This window comes from Sphingobacteriales bacterium (genome assembly GCA_012517435.1).
Taxonomy (GTDB): Bacteria; Bacteroidota; Bacteroidia; order CAILMK01; family JAAYUY01; genus JAAYUY01.
Genome location: JAAYUY010000193.1, coordinates 41,412 through 52,807, shown reverse-complemented (window position 1 = coordinate 52,807; position 11,396 = coordinate 41,412). Strand labels below are relative to the sequence as shown.

The window sequence follows — 11,396 nt, the reverse complement described above, 5'->3', positions numbered from 1 at the left end:
TTCATTTAACAAGACAATCTTCAAATCCGGAAACGGCATTAGCTCCCCTCTCTTTTCGAAAGAGAGGGGCCGGGGGTGAGTTAGATTGTCCGTGCCTACTGAAAACTACCCACTGCCTGCTAAAACATTCCGCATTCCCTGTTCCGAATTCCGGGTTTTCAGAAAATATCAGGGAAAGACGGTTTCATTCAGCATGAGATGGAAATCTATTTTAAGATACTCATCATCCAGTCTTTCATAAATTCAAGTACTTCGGGAGAGAATGTCTCTTCAATTTTCACATATTCAGCAGGACTTCCTGTAGTAGCATGCTGAAACAGATGATTCAAGCCTTCAAATTTCTTAATCGTATATTTCTGATTACCAGATTCTTTTAATATTTTTTCGATGGCAGACAAGTTTTTGTCGGCAGGTACCTGCAGGTCAAGACTGCCATTTAGTGCCAGAACAAAACATTTCACCTTCGACAAAGCGTTGGCCGGTTGATACGTCAGAAAATAGCGGAACCATGGACTACAAAGTACTTCAGCCTGCGATGCTGCCTGCTTTTTCAGTATGTCATCGCTGAGATTTGCAGAATTTTCCTTTTTTAACTGTCTGAATATCCTTTTTTCTATCTTTTCCTTCGTTTTTTCAATATTTTTAGCGTTAATCACCATTTCATACAAATCCATATTCAAGGCCTGTTTTTTCCTGATTTCTTCGTCAGGCACAGCATAACTTTTAAGAATCAACTCATTCTGGTCGATCAGGATTTCTTTCCCCGAGGTGCCGGGTCCTGCCAGTAAAACAATGAAGTAAATGGATGTGTCCGCTGCAGCTACCATGGGAGCAATCAGTCCGCCCTCGCTGTGACCAATTAATCCAATCCTGTCTTTTATCACAGCAGGTTGAGATTTCAGAAAGTCAACAGCTGCCTGAACGTCTTGTGCAAAATTTTGAGATGTTGCGGTGGAAAAATCTCCTTCCGAACAGCCCTCTCCCCTGTCGTCAAAACGCAAAACCCCGATACCATTTCGTGTCAGATAATCAGCAATAACCAGAAATGGTTTATGACCCAATATTTCCTCATCACGGTTTTGTTTTCCTGATCCACTGATGAGTACGACAGCAGGAAAAGCTTCTTTCTGCGAAGGATACGTAAAAGTACCGCAAAGGGTAATGTTTTCCTTTTCATTCCTGAATGTAACCTCTTTCATCTCATAGGGAAAAGGAGGTTGAGGATGTTGTGGCCTTCGAAGCGTAACAGACTCATTGGTTTTTTTCAGATTCAAAGGAAATTTCATCCCGGATTGTTTCCATGTGCCTGAAAATGAATTAAAAGAATCAGAAATGACGCCTTCATATTCCCCCATTATTTGCAGGGCAGTTATCTTCAGCATAGTTCCATTAAAAACGGTATTGTCCATCGGAATGCCGAATGCACCCTGATCGGGGCTATCCATGGTTGACTTAAGCTGTCCGTTTTCAGAAGAAATGTTGAAGACGATTCTCAGGCTGCTGCCCATGACTTCCAGCGTCCCTCCCCATGTTCCTGAAATATCCTGCCCGAAAATCAGGCCGGGCATTACTGCAAAGAATAAAAACAGTTTTTTCATTCGTTTATCTTTAAAAATCGGTTAAGTTCCTCGACAAGTTTTGTAATATCCTTTTCATTAAAACCTTTTTCAGCCGCAGCCGATTCCAGACTACCCCAGACAGGTTCTCCACATCTGATGCAACGTATCCCTTTTTCAGCCAGAAAGGCAATACTGTCAGGATATTTCTCCACCAAATCTTCTATTCTGATGTCTTTATCAATCATAGTACATTTCTTTTTTTGCCTTCGATGATTTTTAAGTCATAAATCCTTCCCTCTTTTATTTCAAAATAAACCATGGTATTCACCTTATGAAAGCCATAGTTCCCGGCAGCTCCCGGATTGATATGTAGCAGGTTAAGTTCATGGTCGGGAATGATCTTAAGAATATGGGAATGACCTGAAATGAACAAATCGGGGCGGAAATCCTTCAATTTCTCTTTAATCCCTTTGGCATAACGGCCGGGATAACCGCCAATATGGGTCATCAGTACTTTCACCCCTTCCAAATCAATCAGTTGAATTTCAGGTAAAAATATCCGAAGAGCAAATCCGTCAATATTTCCAAAAACTGCCCTGATGGGTTTAATGGATTCCAGTTTCTCATAAAAGTAACGGGTTCCGATGTCGCCAGCGTGCCAGATTTCATCACACAGGTGAAGGTTTTGCTCAATGATCGGGTCAAGGCTGTTGTGGGTATCGCTGATTAAGGCTATTTTCATTGTAAAAACCGGTCTTTAAATAGAAAATTAATACTCATCTTTGTCATTCAAAAATGAATAAAAAATTTCACACCGGTAAACAAAAGATGACAAAAAACCCATTGGTTGTTGCAGGAATTCATGCGATGGAGGAAGCCCTGTCGTCAGGGAAAACACTGAGTAAAGTTTTTTTTCAGCGTGATGCAGGCAACGAAAAAATCAGGTTGCTTGAAAAAACCTGCAGGCAGCAGAATATTCCCGTTGTTTTCGTTCCTAAAGAAAAATTAAACCGCATCAGCCGTGCCAACCATCAGGGAATCATTGGCATGCTCTCCCCCATTGATTTTCATAATCTTGAAAACCTGACACAACAATTGTTTGAAGAAGGTAAAAATCCTGTTTTTGTTCTTTTCGACAGAATAACTGATGTAAGGAATGTAGGAGCTATTGCAAGATCAGCATATTTCTTTGGTATTCACGCACTTATACTTCCTGCAAAGGAATCGGCTGCCATTAATGATGAAGCCGTTAAAACCTCAGCAGGCGCCTTGCTGAAAGTTCCGGTTTGCCTGAGTTTCAACCTTGTTCAAACCTTGAAATTCCTGAAAAACAGCGGATTTCAGATTATTGCTGCCCACGAAAAAGCAGAAAAAAATGTTGCTGAAACCGATTTCAGTCTTCCCACTGTCATTATCTTAGGCTCTGAAAATGAAGGAATTCAAATGCAGCTACTGGCTCATGTCAGTGGGGAAGTCAGTATCCCCGGCATGGGAGAATTTGATTCTTTAAACGTTTCAGTGGCGGCAGGAATTATTTTTTATGAAATAATACAGCAAAGGAATTCAAAGCTTTCATGAAGGAAGGGCAGAAAATAATGATGATTGTCCAGGGGGAAGGACGAGGACACATGAGTCAGGCCATTGCCATGAAAGAAATTCTTGAAAATCAGGGATTTATTATTGACAGTGTCATCACCGGAAAATCTTTTTCCCGCAAAATTCCGGACTATTTTTTTCAGGCTTTTCAAAATGAGGTCGTTCAGATTGAAAGCCCGGGACTGGTTTTATCCCATGACCTTAAAAAGGTACTCCTGTTTAAAACCTTCATCATCAATTTACTGAGAATTCCGTTTTATCTCAGGCAAGTCAGGCTCATTCACCGGGAATATCAACGGGCACAACCGGATCTGATTCTGAATTTTCACGAGATTCTGTGTGGTTTCTGGTATTTGTTTTATAAACCCGACAGCCTGATTGTTTCTATTGCCCATCAGTATATTTATTATCATTACAGGTTTTCCTATCCGCGAATGCCATTTTTGCACAAATTATCACTTGAACTTGTCAATTTTTTCACCACACTCGGCTCAAAAAAAAGATTGGCACTTCATTTTTTTCAATGGGATAAGCTGAACCGTAATAAGCTGCTGGTCATGCCCCCGCTTATCAGAAAACAAATAAGAGAGTTGAAATCTGAAAATCAACATTTTATCCTTGTTTATCTGCTTTATCCCGGACTGGCAGATGATATACGGATGCTGCAGAAAAAATTTCCGGATGCTGAATTTCATGTTTTCTGGTCAAAGGATGATTACACGGAGAATCAACGCCTCAGATTTCTTTCTTTCACTCAGGAACGATTCCTTGATGAATTACAAAACTGCCGGATATTTCTGACAACAGCCGGATTTGAAGGTATTGCCGAAAGCTATTACATCGGAAAACCTGCAGGAGTAGTAGCAGTGCCCAATCATCCGGAACAAAAAGTTAATGCCTGCGAAACAGAACTTTCGGGAGCCGGAAAATCATATTCTCAGTTCAAAGATATTGATATTCAAGAACTTAAAAATTTAAAGTATAATAACTCACAGTTCAGGCAATGGGTAGATACAGGTCATGAGTTATTCGTCAATGAACTTAAAAGATTATTGGTAAAACACTACAAATAATAAAGTATGATATTATTGGATGGCAAACAGGTAGCTGAAAAAATCAGGGGCACACTAAAAGAGGAGTGCAGGCAAATGGTTGAATCAGGCATGAAACCACCCTCACTTGCCGTGGTTTTGGTTGGGAATAATCCATCGAGCGAAACCTATGTTCGCAACAAACTGAAAGCTTGTGAAGAAACAGGATTTCATTCCCGTCTTATCCGCCTTCCGGATAATGTCTCTGAGCAAAAGCTTATGGAAACAATTGACTTGCTGAATGAAGAAAATGAAACTGACGGGTTTATAATTCAGACACCCCTTCCGCCTCATATCAGGGAAGAAAACATTATCATCAGAATACAGGCAGAAAAAGATGTGGACGGATTTCACCCTGAAAATCTGGGAAAAATGATGAGAGGCCTTCCCGCCCTCCTGCCAGCCACACCAAAGGGAATTGTGGATTTATTATATCACTACCATATCGAAACAACCGGAAAGCACTGCGTTATTCTTGGAAGAAGCCTGATTGTAGGTACTCCGCTTGCAGTTATGCTCAGCAGAAAGGCAAATCCCGGAAACTGTACAGTTACCATCCTGCACAGTCAGTCGAAAAACATACCTGAACTTACACAACAGGCCGATATCCTCGTGGCTGCCATTGGAAAAGCGCATTTTGTTACGGCTGATATGGTAAAAGATGGAGCAGTGGTCATCGATGTCGGGACTAATTCCATCCCCGATAACAGCAAAAAAAGTGGTTACCGGCTAACAGGAGATGTTGATTTTGAGCAGGTTTCACCAAAATGCAGTTACATCAGTCCTGTTCCGGGAGGTGTCGGGCCAATGACCATTGCTGGTTTGCTTCAAAACACACTTCAGGCTGCCAAAAACAGGCGTTCGATGAAGTAAGATTGACGGGCATTCCTTAACTTTGCACCACAAAATACTAATATATACCTGAATGAAATTCAAATTTTTGCTGATTTCCTGCCTGTTGTTTTGTTTCAAAACTTCTCATGCACAATTTACCCTGAAAGCCAATCTTCCCTCACTGGTCTTTAATAATCTTTCACTTTCAGGAGAATATGTTTTCAACGACAACAACAGCCTGAGTCTCTCTGCAGGCTTTCACTATCCCAAAGGCACCTTGTTCCCTGCTGCTGATGTCAAGCAGTGGAGGTACAATCTGAGGGGATATTTTATCAATCCGGAATTCAGGTTTTATGTCAATCATGAAGCCAATCACGGATTCTATTTAGGTCCCTATCTCAGGTATTCCCATCTGACTTCGAAATGGAATGGGAAAATAAGCTACGACAGTGTTAATCTGGTTGATTATACCGTAAAACTAAAACTTACGGAAAAAGGCATAGGACTGCAATTTGGCTATAATTTCAGGCTTTCCGACAGGTTGAGCCTTGATTTTGCCTTTGGCGGACTTCGCTTTTCCTGGTTCGATTTCAGCGGAAATTTTACCGGATTAATTGACGAAAAAGCCATTCTTGATGTCATTGGCATTGACGGCCTTGACCAGAACGGACTCTTTGGCCTGGGACAAATGTTATTTAACTTCATTAACGACAAAGCCACCGTTCATCTGCCGTTCGGATTTGTCATGCTGCGGACAGCCCTTTCCATTGGCTATACCTTCTGATCCGATGAAAAACAACATATTGGCATGGCTGATTTTGTGCATCCTTGTGCTGGTTTGGGGCACATCCTTCCTGTTAATCAAAAAAGCCATTATATTTTACTCTCCTGTTGAAACCGGATTACTCAGGGTCAGTTTTGCATTTTTACTCTTTCTGCCTTTTGTCTGGAAACAGTTCAGGAAGGTTACGTTTAAACAAACCATGCTCTGTTTTCTTTCGGGAGCAGTCGGTATTGCAACTCCAGCCATCCTGTTTGCATGGGCAGAAACAGGCATCGACAGCGCAACTGCCGGGGTACTGAACTCGCTGACCACCCTTTTCACCCTGATTATCGGCTTGTTGTTCTTTAAAACCAGAACAAGATGGTACAATGTTGTGGGTGTCATGATCGGGCTGGCAGGAGCAGTCGGTTTAATTTCCGTCAGCGGAGGCAATGATTTTCAGTTCAATTTTCACTATGCCATGATGGTGCTGATGGCTACCATTTGTTATGCATTCAATACCAATGTGGTTAAAACCTGGCTGAAAGAAGTCGATCCGGTTTCCATCACCGTATTCTCGGTATTCTTTACAGGAATCATTACCTCATTCATCCTTCTTTTTTTCACAGAATTTATTCCTGAAACTATTCAATCTCCTGAAAAACTTGAAGGAATAGGATATATTGCCATTTTAGGGATGATAGGTACAGGCATTTCCATGCTTTTGTTTAACCGTCTGATAAAAATGACAACGGCTGTATTTGCAGCCTCTGTTACCTACCTGATGCCTATCGTTGCACTGATGTGGGGAATATGGGACGGTGAGAAAATTGGCCTTACCCAGTTTTTATGGATATTTTTAATACTTGCAGGTGTGCTGCTTGTCAATACCCGGCAGTCGAAGTGGCTGAAGCGATTAGGAATTAATCCCTAATTTTTTTAATATCAACTGATTAAATTGTTTTGATTCTTCAGAATTCTCTTCAGGAGACCATGGAGCAAATACTTTTGCCCTGTTTTCATCAAAAGGGCCTTGCTTTACTTCATACATAACCGTTTCCGGTTCAAGGGCAATGGTTGAATGCCATTCATGTGGCTGTATTTCAACGCCATAGCATCCACTATCTTTACTGATAACACTATAATCCAGTATCTCACCAAAATCATCAAAAATGACAACCACAAAACTTCCTCTTATCAGGATCAGAATTTCCGTAATGCCCGAATCGGTATGATTATGAGGCCGGAAATAGCTGTCAGGCTCGAAAGCATTGATCAACCGCTGTATGCTTTCCTGATAGTTTTGATGAAAATTAAAATGCTGACGCTTTCTGCTGCTTTCTTTTGCTCCACTGCTGACTTTATCGAGTAAGTTTTCGGAAATTTTAATCATTCTTCAGTATAAAATCTTGTTTTTTAATGATTTATAGGTATCAAACAAATGCAGACATTCCCGATGGTCTATTTTCAGCAGTTTAAAATCAGCCAGATTTCCATGGCCATTTAAAAACTCATAAAAACGATTGTCATCAAAACCAATGTTTTCAGCATCCTGACGGGAACAAACATAATAACATTGGTCAATTCTTGCCCATAGAATAGCTGAAAGGCACATCGGACAAGGTTCGCAGGTAGAATAGATTGAGCAGCCTTCCAGATGAAAACTCCCTGTCTTAATTCCTGCTTTCCTGATAGCAAGGACTTCAGCGTGAGCAGTAGGGTCATTGCGTTTGACCACCTCATTATGTGCTTTGGAGATAATTTTCCCGTCTTTTACTATGACTGCACCAAACGGTCCGCCATGCCCTTTCTGAATACCATTCATGGCTTCACGAACAGCTACAGATATAAAATCAGCCTGATTAACCATAAAACCTGAGTAATTCAGAAAAATAAAATTCAGCCTCTGACAAACAAAGCCCTGATAATCAACCAGGCCATGCGTGGATTTTCCTTCAGCCTTCTGGTGGAATATGCAAACCATTGTTCTCCGTAAGGAACATATACCCTCATACGGTGGCCTTTTTCCACAATGGATTGTCTGAGTTCGGGTGTTACCCCATACAACATCTGAAACTCATATTTGTCTTTGGGAACATTATATTTTTCAATGAGTTTGTATGCCCCTTCCACAAGAAACTTGTCGTGGGTAGCAATACCCGGATAAACATGGTTCTGGAACATAAATTCAAGGTCTTCCAGAAAATGCCGGTTGATTTCGTCATGATCCTTGTAGGCAATTTCTTTGGGCTCAACATAAATTCCTTTGCAAAGCCTGTAGTTCAGAGGATTTTCATCGGTATGAATATCCATAAGGTTTTTCAGGTCATTCAGCGTCCTTTTCAGGTAAGCCTGTACGACCAGTCCGACATTTGCAGGAAATTCCTTTTTAACTTTCCTGTACAGTTCAATTTCAAGGTCTGTACATTGGCTGTCTTCCATGTCAATACGGATGAAATTATTGTAGGAAGCAGCTTTTGCCACGATTTCCCTGATATGCTGATAACAGATTTCCTTGTCAATCAACAAACCGAACATGGTAGGTTTCAGGGAGTAATTTCCATTAATTCCGTGTTTTTCAACGGTTTCAATCACTTCGAGGTATTCCTTTTTATTCCTTTCGGCTTCGTCCAGATTCTTTATGAACTCACCAAGGACATCAATGGTTACCATGATCCCTTTTTCATTCAGCTCTTTTGATACACGGATAGCATCCTCAAGGGTTTTACCGGCAATATATCTTTTTGAAAAGAGCCATACAAAATCTTTAGGCATGTAAGGGAGTAAGCCTGCTACTAATTTATTAAACATAACTTTACATTTTTTGTTTCAACTTTCAGATTTGAGGCAAATATAGTTTTTTAGTCCATAACAATTTTTTTTTCAGAAAATAAAAATCCCGCCAGTAATTGTTAAAATCACTGACGGGATTCTAATTGTATAATAATGAAAATCAGTACAGTATAATGTCAAATGTGCGGTTGTTGATAGTAACGGTAGCTTTGTTGTCGCGGGTTCCGTCTCCGTAATCAAGAATCCGCTTAAACTTACCCTGTGGTTCAATCTCAATGGTTCCGCTGACAAAATGTTTAAAGCCTATTTCTTTGCGTAATGCCTTGGTAATGGTCACAGTAAACGGGAGTCCACTGGCAGAAACACCGCTGGCATTTCCGGTAATCAGATATACATCATCCAGTAGTGCAGGTGTAGCAGAACCTTCTATCCATTCATTATTTCGGGTTGATTTCCAGATGATGGAATCTCCGTCTGCCTTTTTGATTTTTCCATCCACCACAACCGTGTAATTCAGATGGCCGGAAGAATTTGTACCGTTGTTGGTAATTGTTTTCACTCCAAGAACCTGATTATCATTAACATAATAATCTTCAAAGCTGATATTTATCACGGTTCCTGAATCGCGGTAAGCTCCCGTATAGGTGATGATGATTTTTCCCCTTCTGGTACGCTGGTCATTACATAGACAATTGGCCGAACCAAAGTCAACAGTAATCTTTTTGGGTGTGGAAGTATTGTCCAGCGTAACGGTAGCACAACCACTCAGCAAACCTTCCTGATAATCAGGGATAAAAGTAGTCAACTGTCCGGAAGATGCCTGATCGGATATAGCTTTGACATCGCTGAAAATCTGCTCAGCAAGGCCATTGTCATATGCCACACTGGTGTCGTTGTCGCGTGCTTCCTGATCGCACGAATTCAGGTAGAAGGCTGTTATTCCTGCAGCAAAAATAACCAGCAATAAATTCAAACTCTTTTTCATGTTCATTATTTTAAGGGTTAAACTTTGAAAACTTTGACTTAATTTATTCATCATGGTTTAATTGAAACAACTGGTAAAAGGTTCCATCCCTGTTTCAGATTCCTTCCACAATCAAATCTTTCGGATGTTTTACGGAGTAGGAAAACCTGATTTTTTTTGTTTCATTGGGTTGAATGGTGAGCAACCACGATAGTTTGCCGATTTTATCACTGTACTCTGCATTTCCTCTGTCAATCAGTTCAACAATCACATCTTTCATGTTCGATAACGGAATCTGATCGAGCAGATCGATGGTGATGGCTTTTGACTTGGTATTACGGATAGTGATTTCAAACACATTGACATGTTTGGTTGTCCCCAAACTGGTATTGACAGAACTTTCCTTAAACACTTTTTCACGGGTAACGACAATTTTCTCATCTCTGCCAAACGATAGCAGTAAAGTATCGTAGGTTACCTTTGGATTGATATAAGACTGGCCTATATAGTTGTTTTCAAAGAAAATATTGGCATTTCCCGGAAGTAAATTATATTTTCCCCAGTCGGTTAGTTTGGCCAGCAGAAAGGCTCCGTTATCCAGTATGGGGACGGTATGATATTCATAAATGGCGGGAATCTCAAATTCGGTCATGGTAACCAGATGGGGTTTACCGTCAGAAGGGATGGTATAGGCTTCTTCCACTTTAAATTCGATATTTAGCTGGTTTTCAACCACATCCATTGTAACGTAATTATAATCGGGAGAAGCAGCTTCAGCTCTTTTCAAATCTTCGGCAGGGGCAGCTTCTTCAGCATACATATTTTTAGCAGATGGTTTGGCTGCGGTAACAGCTTTGGTTTCATACAGTGTGGGTTGATACACATAGAGATAACGAGGATTAAGCACCGGCCGGCTGTTGTTGGCATTCGGATTACCGGTGGATATCCTGATTTGAACATTTTTCCATTCGACACCCGTCATTTGCGTAACACTTGCCTTATAAACCAGCCTGACAGGCTTGTCGGTTCCTTCAGACCGAATGTCGTACAAAGGGACCCAATTAACACCTGTAACGATGTAGGAAATCTCAAATTCAGCTGTAACTGCTGCAGATGCTGTTACTTCGACAAGAATTTCTCCGGTTGTAGTGGTTTTGACAGCATTCATATTGTTTAGCTGGTTCTGAATCCTTGATTTAATTTTATTCAGATCATCTTTCTTCTTTTTCAGGTCAAATATACTTTTTCTGATTTCACCCATACGTTGACTGTACCACAAAGCCAACGCTTTCAATTCAGTTACTGTAACTCCTTGCTGTGATCCTCCAAGTTTCTGATTCTCAGAAATTAACCTTGCTTCTCCGTCCAGAACTACAATTTGTTCGTCTATCCACCCTATCTGATATTTCAGCAAGTCCAGCGAATCGGCCAAAACAGCATATTCAGCAGAGTTTTTTTTGTCCTGCAGATAGTTTAGCTGAAAACCTGCTGACAATAACCTGACTTCCCTGCTCATTTTGACCTGAATACTCGGAGTCTGAATCATCGTTTCAAGTCCTTGAAAAACAATGACTGATGAACCAGCTGGTAAAGTTACCGCAGCCGTTCTGGTAATTTTTGCGTTTTGCTGATAAATCGTTACGGTAGTAATTTTTGAACTTACCTTTTTTTCTTCAGCATTACCCGAAAATGAACAAATTAGGGCAAGCACACTGATTAAAATAACATTCTTCATGGTATTGATTTTTTATTTGATAAAATGATTAACGACTCTAATGATGCAATGACTGATAAAA

13 protein-coding genes are annotated in these 11,396 nt (G+C 40.6%); 5 read left to right on the top strand and 8 right to left on the bottom strand.

Going from position 1 to position 11,396, the window contains the following annotated elements; all coding sequences use genetic code 11:
• Positions 1-206: 206 nt before the first annotated feature.
• From GX437_11030 to GX437_11020, 3 genes are read right to left on the bottom strand one after another with little or no spacing between them, the layout of a single operon-like run.
• Positions 207-1,598, bottom strand: coding sequence for an alpha/beta hydrolase (locus GX437_11030; GenBank protein ID NLJ08194.1), 1,392 nt, complete (start codon positions 1,596-1,598; stop codon positions 207-209).
• Positions 1,595-1,804 carry a DUF1858 domain-containing protein gene (locus GX437_11025; protein ID NLJ08193.1) on the bottom strand — a complete coding sequence of 70 codons (210 nt, stop codon included), beginning with the start codon at positions 1,802-1,804 and terminating at the stop codon, positions 1,595-1,597. The genes GX437_11030 and GX437_11025 overlap by 4 nt, the downstream gene beginning before the upstream one ends.
• Entirely contained in the window at positions 1,801-2,301 is a 501-nt protein-coding gene (locus GX437_11020; GenBank protein NLJ08192.1) for a metallophosphoesterase family protein, read from the bottom strand. The genes GX437_11025 and GX437_11020 overlap by 4 nt, the downstream gene beginning before the upstream one ends.
• Positions 2,302-2,354: 53 nt before the next feature.
• Here GX437_11020 and rlmB point away from each other — a divergent pair, with 53 nt between their 5' ends.
• Genes rlmB through GX437_10995 form a run of 5 tightly spaced genes read left to right on the top strand, consistent with a single transcriptional unit; the run spans position 2,355 to position 6,777 of the window.
• Complete coding sequence (rlmB, locus tag GX437_11015; protein NLJ08191.1) at positions 2,355-3,137, top strand: 23S rRNA (guanosine(2251)-2'-O)-methyltransferase RlmB; 783 nt, start codon at positions 2,355-2,357, stop codon at positions 3,135-3,137.
• A 17-nt stretch (positions 3,138-3,154) separates the two neighbouring features.
• Positions 3,155-4,228: a hypothetical protein gene (locus GX437_11010; GenBank protein NLJ08190.1), complete on the top strand. Its 1,074-nt coding sequence runs from the start codon at positions 3,155-3,157 to the stop codon at positions 4,226-4,228.
• A 6-nt stretch (positions 4,229-4,234) separates the two neighbouring features.
• Positions 4,235-5,119: a bifunctional 5,10-methylenetetrahydrofolate dehydrogenase/5,10-methenyltetrahydrofolate cyclohydrolase gene (locus tag GX437_11005; GenBank protein NLJ08189.1), complete on the top strand. Its 885-nt coding sequence runs from the start codon at positions 4,235-4,237 to the stop codon at positions 5,117-5,119.
• 52 nt (positions 5,120-5,171) lie between these two features.
• Positions 5,172-5,864, top strand: a complete 693-nt coding sequence (locus GX437_11000) for a DUF3575 domain-containing protein (protein NLJ08188.1) — start codon at positions 5,172-5,174, stop codon at positions 5,862-5,864.
• Between the two features lie 4 nt (positions 5,865-5,868).
• A complete protein-coding gene (locus GX437_10995; GenBank protein ID NLJ08187.1) occupies positions 5,869-6,777 on the top strand; it encodes an EamA family transporter in 909 nt (302 codons plus the stop codon).
• Here GX437_10995 and GX437_10990 read toward each other — a convergent pair.
• From GX437_10990 to GX437_10970, 5 genes are all read right to left on the bottom strand, one after another.
• Complete coding sequence (locus GX437_10990; GenBank protein ID NLJ08186.1) at positions 6,760-7,236, bottom strand: WbuC family cupin fold metalloprotein; 477 nt, start codon at positions 7,234-7,236, stop codon at positions 6,760-6,762. The genes GX437_10995 and GX437_10990 overlap by 18 nt on opposite strands.
• 3 nt (positions 7,237-7,239) lie before the next feature.
• On the bottom strand, positions 7,240-7,713 hold the full coding sequence (locus GX437_10985; protein ID NLJ08185.1) for a nucleoside deaminase: 474 nt from the start codon (positions 7,711-7,713) through the stop codon (positions 7,240-7,242).
• 29 nt (positions 7,714-7,742) lie between these two features.
• On the bottom strand, positions 7,743-8,654 hold the full coding sequence (locus GX437_10980; GenBank protein NLJ08184.1) for a proline dehydrogenase: 912 nt from the start codon (positions 8,652-8,654) through the stop codon (positions 7,743-7,745).
• Between the two features lie 142 nt (positions 8,655-8,796).
• Positions 8,797-9,621 (bottom strand): hypothetical protein, encoded by an 825-nt coding sequence (locus GX437_10975; GenBank protein NLJ08183.1) that lies wholly within the window; start codon positions 9,619-9,621, stop codon positions 8,797-8,799.
• 94 nt (positions 9,622-9,715) lie between these two features.
• A complete protein-coding gene (locus GX437_10970; protein ID NLJ08182.1) occupies positions 9,716-11,335 on the bottom strand; it encodes a DUF4139 domain-containing protein in 1,620 nt (539 codons plus the stop codon).
• Between the last annotated feature and the right edge of the window lie 61 nt (positions 11,336-11,396).